At 42.0% G+C, this 17967-nt stretch carries 17 protein-coding genes, 1 tRNA gene and 1 pseudogene; 14 read left to right on the forward strand and 5 right to left on the reverse strand.

Annotation, left to right across the window (positions count from 1 at the left end):
- Positions 1 to 2: 2 nt before the first annotated feature.
- The gene (gene dusB, locus H3S83_RS03300; RefSeq protein ID WP_198238902.1) at positions 3 to 989 is read right to left on the reverse strand and encodes a tRNA dihydrouridine synthase DusB; all 987 of its coding nucleotides are present in this window, start codon (positions 987 to 989) and stop codon (positions 3 to 5) included.
- A 268-nt stretch (positions 990 to 1257) separates the two neighbouring features.
- Here dusB and gstA point away from each other — a divergent pair, with 268 nt between their 5' ends.
- From gstA to H3S83_RS11455, 10 genes are all read left to right on the forward strand, one after another.
- Positions 1258 to 1860: a glutathione transferase GstA gene (gene gstA / locus H3S83_RS03305; RefSeq protein WP_198238284.1), complete on the forward strand. Its 603-nt coding sequence runs from the start codon at positions 1258 to 1260 to the stop codon at positions 1858 to 1860.
- A gap of 470 nt (positions 1861 to 2330) precedes the next feature.
- Positions 2331 to 2420: transfer RNA gene (locus H3S83_RS03310), tRNA-Ser, on the forward strand.
- A 600-nt stretch (positions 2421 to 3020) separates the two neighbouring features.
- Positions 3021 to 4316: a hydroxymethylglutaryl-CoA reductase gene (locus H3S83_RS03315; RefSeq protein WP_198238903.1), complete on the forward strand. Its 1296-nt coding sequence runs from the start codon at positions 3021 to 3023 to the stop codon at positions 4314 to 4316.
- Positions 4297 to 5226 carry a UbiA family prenyltransferase gene (locus H3S83_RS03320; RefSeq protein ID WP_198238904.1) on the forward strand — a complete coding sequence of 310 codons (930 nt, stop codon included), beginning with the start codon at positions 4297 to 4299 and terminating at the stop codon, positions 5224 to 5226. The genes H3S83_RS03315 and H3S83_RS03320 overlap by 20 nt, the downstream gene beginning before the upstream one ends.
- Positions 5227 to 5229: 3 nt before the next feature.
- On the forward strand, positions 5230 to 7692 hold the full coding sequence (locus tag H3S83_RS03325; protein WP_198238905.1) for a PEP/pyruvate-binding domain-containing protein: 2463 nt from the start codon (positions 5230 to 5232) through the stop codon (positions 7690 to 7692).
- Positions 7643 to 8794, forward strand: a complete 1152-nt coding sequence (locus H3S83_RS03330; RefSeq protein ID WP_198238906.1) for a DUF3419 family protein — start codon at positions 7643 to 7645, stop codon at positions 8792 to 8794. Before H3S83_RS03325 ends, H3S83_RS03330 begins: the two co-directional genes overlap by 50 nt.
- On the forward strand, positions 8791 to 10137 hold the full coding sequence (locus tag H3S83_RS03335; protein WP_198238907.1) for a diacylglycerol/polyprenol kinase family protein: 1347 nt from the start codon (positions 8791 to 8793) through the stop codon (positions 10135 to 10137). The genes H3S83_RS03330 and H3S83_RS03335 overlap by 4 nt, the downstream gene beginning before the upstream one ends.
- Before the next feature lie 9 nt (positions 10138 to 10146).
- On the forward strand, positions 10147 to 10932 hold the full coding sequence (locus H3S83_RS03340; RefSeq protein ID WP_198238908.1) for a hypothetical protein: 786 nt from the start codon (positions 10147 to 10149) through the stop codon (positions 10930 to 10932).
- The gene (locus H3S83_RS03345) at positions 10929 to 12365 is read left to right on the forward strand and encodes an AMP-binding protein (RefSeq protein ID WP_198238909.1); all 1437 of its coding nucleotides are present in this window, start codon (positions 10929 to 10931) and stop codon (positions 12363 to 12365) included. The genes H3S83_RS03340 and H3S83_RS03345 overlap by 4 nt, the downstream gene beginning before the upstream one ends.
- A gap of 1757 nt (positions 12366 to 14122) precedes the next feature.
- Positions 14123 to 14365 (forward strand): tyrosine-type recombinase/integrase, encoded by a 243-nt coding sequence (locus tag H3S83_RS11455; RefSeq protein ID WP_370541328.1) that lies wholly within the window; start codon positions 14123 to 14125, stop codon positions 14363 to 14365.
- A 68-nt stretch (positions 14366 to 14433) separates the two neighbouring features.
- Here H3S83_RS11455 and H3S83_RS03355 read toward each other — a convergent pair whose 3' ends face one another.
- The 4 genes and pseudogenes from H3S83_RS03355 to H3S83_RS03370 all read right to left on the reverse strand — a co-directional run.
- Positions 14434 to 14688: a hypothetical protein gene (locus tag H3S83_RS03355; protein ID WP_198238910.1), complete on the reverse strand. Its 255-nt coding sequence runs from the start codon at positions 14686 to 14688 to the stop codon at positions 14434 to 14436.
- 1 nt (position 14689) lies between these two features.
- The gene (locus tag H3S83_RS03360) at positions 14690 to 14908 is read right to left on the reverse strand and encodes a hypothetical protein (RefSeq protein WP_198238911.1); all 219 of its coding nucleotides are present in this window, start codon (positions 14906 to 14908) and stop codon (positions 14690 to 14692) included.
- A 76-nt stretch (positions 14909 to 14984) separates the two neighbouring features.
- Positions 14985 to 15392: a hypothetical protein gene (locus H3S83_RS03365; RefSeq protein WP_198238912.1), complete on the reverse strand. Its 408-nt coding sequence runs from the start codon at positions 15390 to 15392 to the stop codon at positions 14985 to 14987.
- Positions 15393 to 15549: 157 nt separating this feature from the next.
- A pseudogene (locus tag H3S83_RS03370) lies at positions 15550 to 15873 on the reverse strand (hypothetical protein); the annotation flags it as partial.
- Between the two features lie 435 nt (positions 15874 to 16308).
- Between H3S83_RS03370 and H3S83_RS03375 the strand changes: the two are divergent.
- From H3S83_RS03375 to H3S83_RS03390, 4 genes are all read left to right on the forward strand, one after another.
- Positions 16309 to 16512, forward strand: coding sequence for a hypothetical protein (locus H3S83_RS03375; protein WP_198238914.1), 204 nt, complete (start codon positions 16309 to 16311; stop codon positions 16510 to 16512).
- Positions 16513 to 16515: 3 nt separating this feature from the next.
- On the forward strand, positions 16516 to 16809 hold the full coding sequence (locus H3S83_RS03380) for a hypothetical protein (protein ID WP_149867399.1): 294 nt from the start codon (positions 16516 to 16518) through the stop codon (positions 16807 to 16809).
- A 165-nt stretch (positions 16810 to 16974) separates the two neighbouring features.
- Positions 16975 to 17202 carry a hypothetical protein gene (locus tag H3S83_RS03385; protein WP_198238915.1) on the forward strand — a complete coding sequence of 76 codons (228 nt, stop codon included), beginning with the start codon at positions 16975 to 16977 and terminating at the stop codon, positions 17200 to 17202.
- 455 nt (positions 17203 to 17657) lie between these two features.
- A complete protein-coding gene (locus tag H3S83_RS03390; RefSeq protein ID WP_198238916.1) occupies positions 17658 to 17894 on the forward strand; it encodes a hypothetical protein in 237 nt (78 codons plus the stop codon).
- Positions 17895 to 17967: the final 73 nt, after the last annotated feature.

Below are 17967 nucleotides of genomic sequence, written 5' to 3' on the forward strand. Positions count from 1 at the left end.
CGTCAGGCTGCCTTTTCCGGATTACCCAAATCTCTCGAAAATATCGAATTGAGCAGCGTCAGAACGTGTTCCGGCTTGCGTGAAGTCATAATTTCCTGTCGTTCTTCGCTGCTATAGAAGCCCTTGGCGTGTTTGTTCAAATACCAGTCAAGATGTTTTCGGGCGTGACGCACGCCGGTATTTTCGCCATAGTAATCGAGCATTGTGCGATAATGGTCGCAAATATAATGGCCGAGATTCTGGCAGAAGGGGTGGCCAGCGATTTCTCCGGCCAACCACGGTGCACCATAGCTTGCCCGCCCGATCATGACGGCATCGGCTCCAGAACGACGCAGGCATTCTTCCGCTTCCTTAAGATTGCCAATATCGCCATTTGCTACCATTGGAATTGAAATGACATCGCGAACTTTTTTCAAAGCATCCCAATCGGCTTGACCGTTGTAAAATTGCATTCTTGTGCGGCCATGCACGGTAATCATGGCAATACCGGCTTCTTCAGCCTTTTTTGCAAGTTCCGGCGCGTTGATTGTTGTTTCGTCCCAACCAAGCCGCATTTTAAGAGAAACGGGAATTCTTGCTACTTTGAGAACCGCTTCGATCAAGGACATAGCAAGTTTCAAGTCACGCATAAGGGCAGCACCGGAATATCCGCCGATAACCTTTTTGGCGGGACACCCCATATTGATATCAATCATATCGGCATGGTTATCCTGAACAATTTCCGTTGCTCTTGCCATCCATTCCGGTTCGCGACCGGCAAGTTGTACAACATGCTGTGGGAGGCCCTTGCCATTTATACGCATTTGGCTTTCAACCGCGCCGGAACATAATTCCGTACTTGCCACCATTTCGGAAACCACCATGCCGGCACCGGCGCTCCAACTTCTCTGGCGGAAAGGCAAATCGCTCACACCGGACATAGGAGCAAGAAAAACGCGGTTTCTAAACTCGATATTGCCAACTTTGAGAGGTGTGGAAAGAAAGGTCAATCACTTATGCCTTTTTGTTGTGCAATTTTAAAAACGCCTAATCTTTTACCATTTTATGAATAAAAGGCAATGCTATGTGGATAATTTCGCTGTAAAAATCGGCTCTTATCTATAGAAAATAATGACATGAAAAAACGGGGTAATAAATATAAATTGAAATGCGCAAACGAATTGGACATTGTAAAATAAAAAAAGCTTATTGAAAAAATCGAAAAGCTGTATCAATTTTGGGCTATAAGATCGCAATATTTTTGAAGGGATAGAGATTATGAAATTGTATTTTGCCCCTGGTGCTTGTTCACTCTCTCCACATATCGTAGCGCTGGAAGCCGGAATTCCGGTCAAACTCGAAAAGGTTGATTTGGCCAAAAAGAAAACGGCAAGTGGCAAAGATTATTTGACGGTTACCAAAAAAGGCTATGTGCCGGCACTGGAACTTGATGACGGTCGGGTTATTACAGAAGGCACTGCTATTGTTCAATATCTGGCCGATCTTAAACCTGAAAAGAATTTGGCTGAAAAACCGGGTACTTATGAGCGGGCAAAAGTACAGGAATGGCTGAATTATATTGCGACCGAACTTCACAAAGGTTTTGGACCGCTTTTCCATCCCGGTTCAGAGGAAGAAAAAAAGGCTGCCAAAGCAAAGCTTATTGAACGTTTGACCTATGCTGAAAAACAGCTTGAAAATTCCCAGTTTATTGCAGGCGATCATTTCACTGTTGCCGATGCCTATCTGTTCACAATCCTGACATGGTGCAAGTTTGTGGGGATTGATCTTCTCGATATGCCGGCCTTGTCGTCTTATATGGAAAAGATCAATAATCGCGATAGCGTCAAAAAGGCTTTTGCTGACGAAAAGGCAGCCTGAAACGCGATTAAAATAGGCGGGAAATAATCGCAAAAGCGAATAAATATCCCGCTCAACTTATTCAAAAGTTTTCATTATTCAAAAGTTTTCAAGGGGAAGAAAAGCCTGCTTTAGACTGATCGTCTGGCAGGCTTTTCATTTGGCAAATTTGGCGTTTCCAATAATATCCTCTTTCATAAGAAATTTATGGAATCTCAACCACGCACGTTCGTCAGACTTTAAAAATTATTGAAAAACGATATTATTGCTAAATTATTGTTGCTCTGCCTTCAGCACTGGATGAGGTAGTTCCGGTTCGGCAGCGGGGACGAGTTATAACGTTTTCACGTATTAGGACATTTCATTAGGAAACTATTTGGCTGTTTGTTGCGATTATCCCTGTAGCCAATGATGAATGAGTGACTTTTTCCGGTATGAAATGAAGTTTCCTCTTGAACTCGGAGTCTTTCCCGTTATATTGCAGCCTCGCTGGAGAGGTGGCCGAGTGGTTGAAGGCGCACGCCTGGAACGCGTGTATACGGGCAACCGTATCAAGGGTTCGAATCCCTTTCTCTCCGCCATTAAGACACAATGATCTTACCGTAGTCTTTTTACCCCATTTAATACAACAAGATGTCAAAGAGCTCGATTCTATCTTTTTCTTCCATTGATTTATCTGATTGGGGTGAAGTTGACGGGAAGCAGAAATCTGCTGGATTGTCTTGTCTAGATGCAAGGTTTCCAAAGCTATCTTGGCCTAAAAAGAACTCCCGCAACGGCATCTATTTTCATTCCTTATATGAACGACACTTCAATATATAGTCCAGTTTTATAGGATCACTTCAGGAAAAATAAATGTCCGAAAGGGTTGGTAAAATATATAATTCATGTAAAAATAGTATTTTTATACGATATTAAAAACTTGTGTTTTATAATTTTATAATTAAATTATTTGAAATCTATTCTATGGGTTAAAAAAAGTAAAAATAAATTTTAACTTATAAATTATTTATTATAATGAAATTGTATTTTAATTTTTATTTTTTTAAATATAAAATTTATTTTTACAATGAGAACAACACCGTTTAAATTGACGCTTGCATAAACGCCGCTACCCTGACACTTAATGACAAGTTGGAATTAGTCTGACAATATCATTTATAACGAAAAGGGGAATTGGGATGGGAATATCAAATCGCGCTAAAAATTTTTTAGATGCGTTGCGAGAAAAGTTTACAATTGACGATGCAAAAGAACATTTGAGCCCCAAATACGAGAATATCCCGATAACTTTGCGCACAGTTACGCGCAGCTCTCCTTCTATTATCGAACGTATTTGGAGACAGCTTTTTAAAATGGGGGTAACAGCAGAAGCCAAAACAGAACTGGCTGACCCGTTTACACTCCAGTCTGCTGAAAATTACCAAGCCAATATTGAAAATATGATAGGGACAGTCAAAATACCGGTTGGTGTTATTGGACCATTACGCGTGAATGGACTTCATGCCAACGGTGATTATCTGATCCCGTTGGCAACGACAGAAGCAGCTCTTGTTGCTTCCTATAACCGTGGTGCAAAAGCTGTTAATAAAGCAGGTGGAGTAACAGTTACAACATTAGCAAATACAGTTTTGCGAAGTCCCGTTTTCCGGTTTGAAAATATATTACAATCAGGTCTTTTTATCGAGTGGCTTACGCGCCAGGAAGAAGAGCTGATAAAAGCGGCACAATCAACAACATCGCATGGAAAATTGATCGCATTAACCCCGATGATCGATGCTGAACTGGTTTATATTCTTTGCGGTTTTTCAACGGGTGATGCTTCCGGACAAAATATGGTAACATTTGCAAGTGAAGCAATGTGCCAATACATTTTGGAACATTGTCCAATAAAGCCGATTTCCTGGTTTTTGGAAGGCAACCTTTCCGGAGATAAAAAGGCGAGTTTTTTATCTGTGATGAAAGGGCGTGGGCGCAAGGCAACGGCACAGGTCGAGTTATCCCATACAATCGTAGAAAGTGTTTTGGGCGTTAGTGTCGAGCAGTTTCTTGAATATGTTCGCATCGCCAATCTCGGGGCTTTAATGTCAGGCCAGATCGGTGCTCAAGCCCATTATGCAAATGGTCTCGCGGCACTTTTTTTGGCAACAGGACAAGATGTCGCCTGTGTTTCTGAAACATCAATCGGTTTTACACGTGCGGAAGAAACAAAAAATGGTTTAAAGTTTACTGTTACACTTCCTAATTTGATCGTTGGAACTGTTGGCGGAGGTACCGGCTTACCAAGCCAAAAAGCGGGCCTCGAGCTCATGGGATTAAAAGGGAACGGGCATGCAAATGCCTTTGCAGAAGTTGCCGCGGGTCTGATCCTCTGTGGTGAATTATCCTTGACAGCTGCCGTCGCCGGTGGCCAATTCGGCATGGCGCATATGAGACTGGCACGGGGAAGAAAAACAAATGCCTCCACTAAACGCTGATACTCAAGGTTTGTTAAAACGCTTGTGGATCTATCAAAGCGAGCGTTTTCCTGTTATTAAAACAGCTATTTTACTGGTTGTTTTTTCCGCCTCATCAGTAACAGCCTCAGCACAATTGGCCGGGCGTTCGCTGCCTCCTTTTACTGCATATTTGACAGCTTTCATTCTGGTCTTTTTCTTTTTCTGGCAACTCCGCGCAGCCGATGAATACAAAGATAACGAAACAGATACACGCTACCGGCCGGAACGTCCTATACCTCGAGGACTCGTTTCCTTAAAGCTTATAATCATCTTGGGATTTTTATCCATGATCATAAGTGCGCTGGTAGCATATATTTATCTGCCATCTTTGCTATTTCTGGTTTTTATTGTCTGGTGCTGGATGGGATTAATGACGGCGGAATTTTTTGCCCCCCATGCCCTCCATGCTTCCCCGCTTTTATTACTTGTAACGCATATGCTGGTTATGCCCTTGATTGATATGGTTTTAACAGCATGTGAATGGCTTCCTCATGGAACATCAATGCCGACAGGCTTATGGACTTTTCTGTTACTTAGTTTGGCAAATGGTTGTATTTTCGAGTTTTCACGCAAAATATGGGCTCCCGTGAATGAGCGCGAAGGCGTTGAAACTTATAGTTCTGCTTGGGGCATTCCTTTTTCGTTAGCGGCACTTTTAGGGGTTTTAGCACTTGCTTACACTGCGTTATTAGGTCTTTCACTTTATCACAACCTGCTTTTCCCTTTTGCTATAGTCGGTTTTTTGGCTGCGCTGCCTTTTTTATACCAGATATGGGCGTTCTCACGTGCTCCCACCCCGCAAAGACAAAAAGCACTTGATAACAGTTCGGGTTTATGGGTTATCTCATGCTATCTTCTGGCCGCATTATTGCCTTTTCTGAAAGGATAGAACATGGTTCTTGATGAAGACCAAGCTTTCAATGAAAGTGTCAATATTGTTGGCGGGAAAGCTTACGCTTTGGCTGCTGCAAGAAAAGCCGGAGCGCCGGTTCCGGATTTTTTTGTCGTAACAGCTGAATGTGCCAATAAAAACGGTACATTGAAAGCAAGTTTCAAGCCGGATATTCTCACGCAAATCAAACGTTTAAGTAAAAACAAGACAGACCGTTTTGCTGTCCGCTCTTCCGCAGTTTCCGAAGATAGTTTACAAGCTTCCCATGCGGGGCAATTTCTAACCCTTCTTGAGCAAAAACCTGATACAATTTTAAGCGCAATTGAAGCTGTTTTTAAATCGGGCCTTGCTGATCATGTTAAAGAATATCGATCACAACGAGGGCTTGGCGGCAGTGAACTGCCTTGTGTCGTTATTCAACGTCAAATAGAAGCCCGGGCATCCGGCGTTGCCTTTAGTGCCGATCCTGTCAGTGGACGGCGCGACAGAATTGTTATTTCGGCTGTTAATGGCTTGGGGGAAAGTCTTGTTTCCGGTGAAGAAGATGGTGAAAATTGGCTTCTTGGAAAAGTAACAAATGATATTTATGCTCGCCCTCTAAATGCAAGCGTATTAAACGAAGAAGAAGTAAAAAAAATTGCTGCCCTTTGCCTCTCTGCCGAAAATCGCAAACAAGCTGCTCAGGACATTGAATGGACGATTGATAAATCCGGTAAAGTTTGGCACTTGCAAGATCGCCCGATAACATCGCCTTTATTGGCGAAAGGCCATGGTGAAACACTTTTAACGGTTCTTGATAATTCCAATATTGTTGAAAGTTATCCCGGTTTTGTATCTCCTTTAACTTTTAGTTTTGCCTCGCAAGCCTATGATCGCGTGTATCGTGCCTTTCTTGCAATGGTTGGCACAGACCAACAAACAATAAGCAACGCACGATCAATGTTGTCCAATATGTTGGTACGCTATGACGGGCGAATGTATTATAACCTTGGCAATTGGTATCGCCTTCTTTCTTTTCTTCCTTTCTTCTCGAAAAATCGCAGTAATATGGAATCGATGATGGGGATATCATCCCCTATTCCGGAAGAAGCCATAAGTGATGTTAAAGCGCCATCCTTTTTTGCGTTAATACGCATGATTGTCTCTTTGAGTGCCCGTTCATTGTTTTTCCCGATCATGCGGAAAAACTTCTATAAAAGAATGAAAAAAGCGCTGCGCGATGACGACCCCACCTATAATTTGGATACAATGTCTTTGTCGGAGCTTGGCAAAGAATATCGACGTCTTGAATCTGCCCTTCTTGATCGTTGGGATGCCCCGATTCTGAACGATGTTTTATGCATGATGGCCTATGGCGGCTCACGCAAATATCTTCAGCGTCATGCCGGTCAAGACGGAATACGGCTCCATAATGATGTCATGATCGGCCAAGGCGATATTATCTCGGCAGAACCGGCAAAACTTATTCGTGAGGCTGGCGACATTTTAAAAACAAGCTCTGATGATTTAAAAAAAGCTGTTGCCGACTTTGATATTGAAAAGGTTTATCAAGACCAAGCACTTGGAAATAAAATCAAGGATTATATCAAACGTTTCGGTGACCGACGTGTTGGTGAATTAAAGCTGGAGTCTCCAACTATTGACGAGGATCCAACGCCGCTTTTATCGGCTATTTATGCAGCCTCTATGCGTGCTGACGACAAACAGCAACAAGCCGCATCTTCTATCAATCTTGATACTTTGTTTGCGCATAAACCTATTCGTAAGCAAATCGCTTCATTAATGTTGAAATATGCCAAGGCGCGGGTCAAAGACAGAGAGAATTTACGGTTTGAACGTACCCGTATTTTTGCCCGCGCCCGGCGCATATTTTTGCGTATAGGGCAAGAATTCGAGGCGACTGCACGTCTTGACAATGCAAAGGATATTTTTTTCCTGGATGTTTCTGAAATTCTGGGTTCTATCGAAGGCTTTGCCACAAGCCACAATCTGAAAGGGCTTGTTCATTTGCGAAAAACTGAACAAGCAGATTATGAAACGCGGACTGATCCGGGGGAGCGCATTTTATTGCGTGGTGGTGTCGGAGATAAAGCAGCACGACTTATGGATAATATAGTCCATGGCTCCGAACGTAAAAATGAAACCGAGCGTCGTGGACTTGCTTGCGGTTCCGGAAAAGTTAAAGCGCGTGTTCGTGTTGTTCGTGACCCGCTTGTGACACCTCTCGAACTTGGTGAGGTTCTCGTTGCCCGCAATACGGACCCCGGCTGGATTTCACATTTCGTCAATGCATCAGCTGTTGTTGTGGAACGTGGCTCTATCCTTTCCCACTCGGCTATTGTTTCACGGGAGCTTGGTATACCTTGTGTGGTTGGTGTCAAAGGCGCATGCTCATGGCTGAAGGATGGGGACCTTGTCGAAGTTGATGGGGGTGAAGGAATTGTCAGAAAATGCGATAAGTGATCAGGCAATAGAAACACGTGCCCGTTTTGATATTATTCGTTACGCACAAGGCTGGGAAGATGCGGAAGTATTAATCAAAGCTTTAACAAGTGGATCGGATCACAAAAAAGCTGCGGGAAAACACTTTTTATCAGTCGCCGCAGCAGGCGATAATGTTTTAGCACTTTTATTGCTTGATCCCCAAAAAATCGTTGCAGCAGATTTATCACAAGCACAACTTTACTGTTTGCAAATGCGTATCGAAGCGTTCAAACACTTGTCTTATGATGACTTTATCGAGCTTATGGAGCCTACACCGTCAAACATGAGGCGCGATATAGCGCGAAACCTCATCAGTGACTTTGAAGGTGACATGCTCCTTTTTTGGCAAGAAAAACTTGATGCAATAGAAAAGCTCGGCTTGGCAGGAATAGGAAAGTTTGAAAACTATTTTTCACTCTTTCGCCGCTATATTTTACCTTTCATTGCGAGTAAAAAAACATGCAATGAATTATTTCAAAAAATGAGCGCAGCTCAGCGTGAAGAGTTTTTTAATAAAAAATGGAACAATTGGCGTTGGCGCTTGGCAACAAAGTTTTTCTTTTCGGAAAAAATGATGGGAAAGCTCGGTCGTGATCCGGCTTTTTTTGACTATGCAGAGGGAAACTTGCCAAAGCAAGTGCAAGATAAGGTTCGTCATGCGGTTATCAATATGGAACCACATGATAACCCGTATATGCAATGGATTTTGCTGGGGCACCACCAATATGCTTTACCTCTTGCATGGCGCAAAGAGCATTATCAGACGATCAAAGATCGGGTAGACCGGATTGAATTTTTCAAAGGTCCTATTCAGGAGGCATCTGGCCGATTTGATGGTTTCAATCTTTCTGATATCTTTGAATATATGTCTCCATCTCTTAGTCGGGAAGTATATGAAAAACTGTTAGATAAAGCACAACCAGATGCGCGTTTTGTCTATTGGAATATGATGGTGAAGCGTCAAATGTCTGTTCATTTCAGCCAGCGTGTAAAAATGAACGACATTGAGGCAAGTAAACTTGCTCTTGAGGATAAAGCCTTTTTCTACTCGGCTCTCATTATAGAAGATGTTTTATCATGACGTCTTTTAGTATTATTTTTGGCATATTAACAGTTTTACTACTCGTTTTGGTCGCAGGACTTGTGCGGGTTGTCGGTGATAAATATGCATTATCAGCCGAAACACAACGCAAACTTGTTCATGTAAGCGTTGGTATTTTTGCGCTAATCCTACCATTGTTTCTCGACCATAAGTCTTTTACTGTATTTGCTCTCTTTGCTTTGGCCGCCTTATTGCTTTTACGGGTTGCACCTATCAGAAAAACCTATGGAGCAGCTGTCCATTCCGTTGAGCGATCATCTTGGGGGGATATTCTCTTTCTTGTTTCTGTTAGTGTTTTATTTTTTCTTGCAGCAGGTGATCCTATTCTTTATGTCCTTCCTCTTGCAGTTGTTACTATTTCAGATGCTTGTGCAGCTGTCATTGGAACTGAATATGGCCGGCGAAAATTTGGCACAAAAGACCGTACAAAAAGTATTGAAGGGACAACCGTCTTCTTTATTGTAACGTGGATTGTCTGCGTTATCATTATGATTTTAACGCCCTCTATTGAACGCGAAAACATCATTCCATTGGCTACCATTATTGCTGCATTTTCTGCACTGGTAGAAGCAAGCAGTTGGCGTGGACTGGATAATTTATTCGTACCACTTGGTATTTTTGCTCTTCTTGCTTTCAACCCGACAAACCTCATTATGCAGCTTCTCTTGGCAGCACTTTTTATTGTCATCATGGTTGCTTCCAGCATTGGCGCTTCCTTTTTGAATTTATCAGCCCATGCCTGTCGCTCAACTGTAATTTGCCTGTTTCTGACAGTTGGTCTAACCAGTATATTTTATGCTATTTTTCCTCTTGCAGCTCTTATTGCAAATATTTCATTGCGAAATAAAACGCATCCATCTGATGACACAGACCTCCAGCTTATCGTTGTAATGACATTGGTTGGTGTTTTCTGGCTCGTTGCCGGTCGTGTCACGGGCTATATTGCAATCGAGTTTTATACCATTACATTTGCTGCTCTGTTGGCTGGATTACTCATGTTGCATTTTACGGATTCCTCTAAACGCGTGAGGTGGCTTGCTGCAATAACCGTTAGCGGGCTAGTTTTTATTCTTGAGAATATACTGATTGTTTTTGGTAACACCAATATTAGCTGGCTTAATCGTCCCTCTGCTTGGGCTATCTCTGCGCTTGCTATTCTCTCATGCGTTGGTGTTACGTTTTTTAACAGGGGTACACAACGCCATATCATTTATAAAATAACACTTGTTGCTACTCTTATCTGTACAATAGGATTGCTTCTTGCAATTCAAAATTCTCAAAAACCGGTGACCTTTGCGCAATACTTTATTCAAAAAATATGAAGGTATATTATGATTAAAGCGGCTCCATCCTTTAATGGCCTTAAAACGGCAGCAGTCAATGGACATCATTTTGCAAATATTGATGAGGGTCTGGAAATATTAAAAAGCGCCGAACAAGAAGCACGTAGAAAAGGCTATGAAACACTTATCGGCCCTATGGACAATGGCTCTTGGGGACCATATCGCCTCGTTATGTATAGCGATGGTAGTCCGTCTTTTATTGGTGAACCACAATCGGGGGTTTATGATCTAGAAGCTTATATAAAAGCCGGATTTATTATTGGCGAAATGCATTCTTCGGCAAAAGCAAATATCTCCAATAGAACGGAGCCAACCAAACACATTAAAAACCTCAAGATGACTGCGTGGGATGGTAAAAATCCGGAAAAGTTATTGAAAGATGTTCATCGCATTACAATAGCGGCTTTTGCTAAAACACCGCTTTTTTCTCCTATTCCTGCAAACGACTTTATTCAGGCTTATATTCCAATATTGAAGCGCGCAGATCCCCGTTTGCTACTCAGTGCCATGAATGAAAATGGTGAAATGGTTGCCTATCTTCTATCTTACCCTGACCCCAATTGGCCTAAAACCTTGATTGTTAAAACTTATGCAGCTACCGAGCCGGGCGCGGGCCGTTATTTGATGGAACAAATTTTATGGCGTGGCAAAAACTATGGTTTTGAACAAGCTGTTTTCGGCTTGATGCGTGATGGCAACTATTCAACATCGGCTCTCAAACGTTTTGATGCAACGATTTTCCGTCGTTATGCGCTCATGGAAAAACGACTATGACCATTATATCGTTATTATTAACGCAAGCAAAACGCATCCCTGATCAAATTGCGATCGTTGATAAAAACAAAAAGACAATAACATTTTCTGATCTCGCTAAACAATCTGCCTTAATGGCAAATGCTTTGCAGCAAAGAAATATTAATCGTGGTGATAAAGTTCTTGTGGCTGTTTGGCCGGGAATTGATCTTTATATAACACTTGCCGCCCTTTGGAGACTTGGCGTGACGGCAGTTTTTCCGGAAGCGGCGATGGGGTTAAAAGGGCTTTGTTATGCAGCAAAAACAATTGCGCCCAAAGCAATGATTGCTGCTACGTCTATCCGCGCCATACGACCATTTATGAAAGATCTACGACTTATTAAAGATACGTATTCACCTTCTTTAAGAGGAGATGAGGAGTTTCTAAACGATGATGCTTTGGAAACCGATGGTGCTTTGATTTCTTTTACCAGTGGTACCACAGGTGCACCGAAAGCAATGGAACGTAGCCACGCTTTATTGCTTGCCCAACATAATGCTTTGGCAGAGATTTTAGGTTCAAATAGGACCGAAACCGATCTTGTCGCTTTTCCAGCCGTTGCACTTAGCTGCCTTGGGCATGGACATACAATAGTCTTACCCAATTGGAACTTAAGGCGTCACGACAAGGCAAACATAGAAACGCTCCTTGAATATACAACGCAAAACAAAGTTACGCGTCTCATCGCTCCTCCAATTATAGTTGAAAATCTTGTAAAACAAAAAAATAGATTACCTTCATCATCTTCTCTTCGAACAATTATTACAGGTGGAGGGCCCCTTTACCCTGATATCATGCAAAAATTCGAGCGAGAATTTCCCAACATTCAACTTGTGGTTCTCTATGGTTCAACGGAAGCAGAACCCATCAGCCATCTTGATACGAATGATATAACAAAGGAAGAATGGGTGAGGGCCTTTCAAGGAGGCGGCTTGCCTGTCGGAAAACCAAGCCCATACGCAAATGTAAGACTAGGCGAAAACAATGAAATTATGGTTGCCGGAAAACATGTTAATGAAAGCTATCTTGATAAAAGCCGTAATGGCGAAACGAAGTGTCAGATTGATGGTAAAATCTATCATCGAACCGGTGATATTGGATACTTCGACGCTAACAACCAACTATGGCTTTTAGGGCGTCTTGGCACTCAATATAATAATCTTTTCCCTTTTGCCCTCGAAATAGAGGCACGATTGCAACCGGGCATTAAAGCCGCTGCTGCAATGATGATAGATGATAAAATGGTTTTGGCAATTAGCGGAAAAATGCCGTCGGCAATGAGTGACTTCTCGAAAAACATGATTAAAAGAGGAGTTCAATTACGATATGTAAAACATATCCCGAAAGATCGACGCCATCGTTCAAAAGTCGACTATAAGTCTTTAAGAAAAATATTAACAAAACAAAAATAAATGTAAGAATTGCGTTTTTTAATAACGTTATTTATAAATTATGACGTCATATCTTTATGTCATGAGTAAAGACATACATTTCAAATAATTTAACAGCTCACCATAAAATATCTTCTTAGCGGTTATGTGTTACGTGCGATATCCACTCCGATTTATTCAAGCTGAAGATATCCTGCGTGATCGTGGTATTGATATTCGTCACTAACCTTTTCGTTATTTGAGTGCGCGTTTTGGTTAACCGATTGCTCAATCGATACGAGTAAAGTGAAGGCACAAATATTTGGACTGGCAATGGCATTTTGATGGAGCGTGCGTCAAAATCAAAAAGCCCGGATATGGGAACTGTTTCGATGCACCTAACGAAACAAGAACGGATGAATGTTCGAAAGCTCTGCTTAACGGTTATAAGCAGCGGAAAAATTGTTATAAATAACTCGATGCAGTCAAAACAAAAAATAGATGATAGAATGAGAAAGTCAAATTAAACGAAAGCAAAATAGTGTTCCGGTTGGTATAATATTCTTTGTTTCTTTTCCGGATGATGGCGATTTAGGAGCTTGTAAAGTGCCGATCTTTGGAAAGACCTTCAAGCAGGTCATTTTACTGATCCTGAAACCGGTAAGCAGCGAGGGAAATGACTAAAATGAAACGGACTATATTATCATTTTTATGTGCAATCGTATTAATTTTCGCTCTATTTTGTTATTGTTTTAGCTTGATATTCTCTTTCTATGTACATCACAAAACAACGAAGGAGTATGGCAACGACGTTGTTTATTTTACAGATAAATCAGGTGCATTTTCGACGTCAGGTTACCCTGCTCCTCGGATATGGTGTACAAAAAATATAAAAGATATTCCATTTCTCTCAATTCTCATACGCGCAGCTTTAATTTATACAGATTTGGATTGGAATCTAGCAAATAATACAACTAATCCGATCCATTTCGGTATTGTTGACAACAATAATGAAGCATATATCTGGAGCTTTAGAAAGATGGATTATGTTAATATAGTGAAATCGCATTTTTTGGATAGAAAATTTACGTTCGTAGAGATTAATTCTTACGCAGAAAAATGTGCAAAAGAGATAAGATAGTTATCCGGGAAGACGTTATCATGCCATTGCTATTTGTTAAATTTAACTCATTTTCTAGCGGTGGATGATATTACGGGTAAAAATTATATCGATGAGGAATTTCTTAATTTAACTTATCAATTGTGGTGTTAAATTTATATATTGGTAATAATTTAAAAATATTATTAATAATAACGTTATAAAGTTAATTTCAATTAATAATATTTATAGAACAACAACAATGATTATGAGATTTTTTATTAAAAATATAGATAATGTTGATTATTTAAAAATCCTATTATCAGGGAATACAAAAATATCATCATTGTTTGTCAAAGATGAAGGCGATATGCCTTATGATATAATGAATAGAATTTGTCTCGGAGATTGATATCAATGTCCTCCAGTATACCCAAAGGTGATAGCGGTTGAGGTCATATCTGCCATTATCCGCCAACGGCAGTAACAAATGGCGGTTCGGATGTGTTTGTGAATGATATTCCTGCGGTTCAGGTGGCGGATAGTTTTGCGGTGAATGGGAGTTCCACATGTCCGGCTCGTGACCATGGACGCAAGCAATCGGCGGGGTCGAAGGATGTTTATCAATGGCCGTTCTGCTGCGCGTATTGATAAAGGCGCAATTCTCAGATCGATTGATAGATGACGGAATATCAACAATGTGGCGCTTACAGGCCAGTCGATTAATAATATGGTTAAATCGCGCGTCAAAAAAGCCGGATTGGATCCTAACGATTTTTCAGCTCTTGCTTTGCGAGCAGGTTATCTCACTGAGGCTGCGCGAAAAGGTATATCGCTTCCCGAAGCCATGCAGCAATCAGGCCATAAATCAATACAGGAGGCAGCACTTTATTATAATGACAGTGAACGTCGATCAGGCTTAATGGCGCGGCTTATCGATTGACATAGACGGTCTTGCTTTTTTACGTAGTAAACGGCAACAATGTGAATGATATGGTTGTCGTCAATCAGCTAGCGTAATTCGTACCTTTTACTAACAAGCACACGTCTTACAGGTGTTTCAGCTTGAAGTCCTTTAACGACCGGATGGCTTTCAGGAAAAATTTTTAAGTCTTCAACCGCATCAACAAGCGCATCAAGCAGTTGCTGCGCCCTTATCTGACCTGAACCGGACGCTGATTTATCAGTGTCTTTTATAAAATTGGCAATCGTATCTAGTTGGTGAAGAGCATACCCTTCCCATTGAATCGCTTTGATAACATGCATATTAAGAAATGGGATCTGGCCAAGGAAGAGGTTTATCTGTGAATTTGCTCATGATGAAGCGCCGAACATCTTCATGCCTATACCTTTTGGCACCAGGTTTTTCCATTTCTTCCAGTGCCTTGAGCGTGTCAATGTCCATCTCAGCTTCGGTCCAACCTTGTTGAGTGACTTCTTCTAAGTCAAGTTCTAAGTCAGGTGTTTTAACGCTAGCGTGAGACATCAATTACCTCTCTAAGTGAATATATCTAAATATATATGAACACATCACAACGTGTCAAATGGTTGTCATCGGATTATCATTTAGAGCTAAGACAAATCTCGCGAATATCCGGGTCGTCAATCATGTAACAGTTGCCTTCGCATACCGCGCGTTCTTCAGGGTCATCAACCATATAGCACGAGCCTTCACCGGTCTTACCAAGACACAATGCGCGTTCCTGCGGATCTTCAATATCATAACAAGAACCGACTTTTGTTTGACCGAGACATTGTTGTCGCATTTGTCGGTCATCGATTTGATAACAAGAATCCTTGCCCGACAAACCAAGACATAACGCGCGTTCATCAGGGTCATCAATCAAATAACAGTTGCGGTCTGCTTGTGCCCTTACAGCAAAGGTGAAGCTAATGAGAACGATTGATATAATGATAGAGATATTTTTGATAAGCATTTTCATAATCATATTTGCAAAAAACAAAGGCATCAAATGATGCCTTTTTGTTGTTTGAGACCGAATTATTTTAGACTAACAAACGGCACAGAGTTGTTGGACATCATTGTGTTAGGCAAAGCACCATTCCAACGTTCAGCCTTTGTAAGGTCAATCAAGTCAGGATTGTTATGAAGAGCTTCACTCTTCCTTAATAGCCTCTGCAGAGGCTTGCCCCTCGATGCCAATTGACTCGGCTTTGCTTTTTTGCTGCCGCTAATTGACTATCGGCTCTCGCTTGAGCGCGCGTTATTGTGATTTCGGCTTCAGCCTTTGTGCGTTCGAGTTCTTGTTTTTTCGTCTGAACGGCCATTTCTGCCTGTGCACGTTGTTCGGCGGCCTCTTCTACAGCCTTCGAGAAAGTGATGTTTTCAATCTGAACAGCTTCGATCTTAATGAAACCATCACCAATGCTAGAGATGGCTTTTGTAAGTTCGGTGTTCAATCGAGTACGTTCACGTATGGCTGTGTCGGCCGTAAAAGTACCAAAACCGAAGCTATTTGCTCCATAGCTGGTCGTAGAAGTGTTCTTGAAGCCAAGCTGTCAAGTGTCGCGAAGTTTCGATAGATATTTTCGACCTCACCGGGCAATGCAGAATAGTTTATCAAGAACGTAACAGTCGCGGTTTGTCGATCAGATGTATAAACAGGCGCATTCTTAATATCGACGCTCTGCAACGCTGGCGGGAGCATACCGTTCAATACGGCCCATAATCCTGGAAACTTAATTTCCGCCGAAGACCATATACAGTAATTCTGGCAATTAAATTCCTTATCGAACGGTGATCTCAATGAGAGGGAATAAGGCAGAGTCATGGTGCAGGAAATCGTCACATTCAAAACGGCATTGTTGTAAACAGGGAAAGATTTCCTGAAGGTCAACCACATTGATCCGGCGGATTGGCTGAATATGCGCTGGTCGATGGTTTTTGCGGCTGGCGAACCGGTGCTTGATGACAATCCGGTACCAATGGCTTATTCCGCTGACATCAATAAGAAGACAGACCCTTTGGGCTACGCCATTGATCTTCTTGATCTCAATGCCGTTCATATCCTGGCGGGCCGCCTGTGCTTTTTTAATATATTGGCAGAGCGTATTCACAATATAGGTTAGACATTGCCAGTCAAGCCCTTGTCTTTCGACGAGATAAAAGCCATAGCGGAATCCATCGACCAGTCATTTCGAGATGCCGGCTATGTTTTTTATCACGGCAACACCGGCATGACCGAGCAGAGCTTTGGCGAAAACCGGCTATACAAACTGGATACTTACGGCAAATGGCAATTGCCCGATAGAGGCAAATTGTTTAAATATTCATTACAGGTCGCGACATATGATTCCTATTCCAATGTCGGCTTGACCATACCGCTAAGCCCTGACGTCGGCAAGGATGCCCCCGAACCTATCTGATGGAGTTCCGTGCTTCACTTTCAGTCGATAGTGAAGTCTATAAGGAATTATCCGATCTCAGCGATGCGCGGCGCATTGCCGTGAACCACGAGATAACGATAAGCCGATACCGTTGCAGTTATGGCTTGATGCCCCCGATTGGCGGCCGGAAGGATGGCAGGGCAAATGGATCAAATGAATATGACAAGACGCAGCACCATTTTGGGCGGTCTGGCGCTTGGACTACTGATGTCCTCGCCCCGCCTTGCCCATGCATCTAAGCAGCCTGTTGCGGCCATGAGCCAAGAACAATTGTTGTCTTCTTGGGTCTATTGGTTTTATCAGAGGGGCGATCTGGCGGCAGAGCAATCCGTATATTATCGTGACGCCTATGTTAGAAGCATGACCCGGTAAAATTTTTAAAAAGAATGAAAAAGTTATATTTTGTTGTCAGACAGTTTGTCAGGCAACAAATTAATTTATTTTGTCTGTTTTTTACCGTCCCTATCAACTCGTGTTCACCAATTTGTGCATATGTTTTTGAATCCTCCTGATATCCATTGGATAAAGTGTGCACTAGAACAGCAATAATCTTCAGGTTTTGTCTCGCCTAATCATTTTGCTCATGGATATTGAAAAGAACTGTTTCGGAAGAATGAGTACCACTTTTTTGATTTAATAATGCCAATCAAGGTCGCTGGTTTCTACTGCTATGCCGAAGAAACGTGGATAGGGTGCACTCCCATGCGTGGAGCTATTTACAGTTTGGTATGAGAAGGATTTTTTGAAATACGTCCCCGTTCTGGTGCTATGGTAACGGCGTTGGAACTTCAAGATTTTGCCCGCGTCATTTGGTGCACGAGACTGGCTTGAAGCTTTATTTGCATGTAATGCTGCCACGTTACGCTGGAGCGGCTGACTTTGAATGGATGAATTTAGCGACCATCCAATTAAGAAGATTAGTTGATGATACTGGCCTTTTTTGTGATGCTGATAAAATTTGCGATGAACATTACGGACGATCTGCGGGAAATATTTTGGCTGTAAGGGGTATAGCCCCTTACAGCCTTACTCAAAACGGTTTTGGTATCGCTAACATCGTGTAGAAGACGCAATACCCAGATCTGCAACAGCTCATATCGAGCTGATTGAAAGCATTATGTCTGGCGAGCCTGATAA

The organism is Bartonella sp. W8122 (genome assembly GCF_016102485.1).
In the GTDB taxonomy this organism is placed as follows: Bacteria; Pseudomonadota; Alphaproteobacteria; order Rhizobiales; family Rhizobiaceae; genus Bartonella; species Bartonella apihabitans.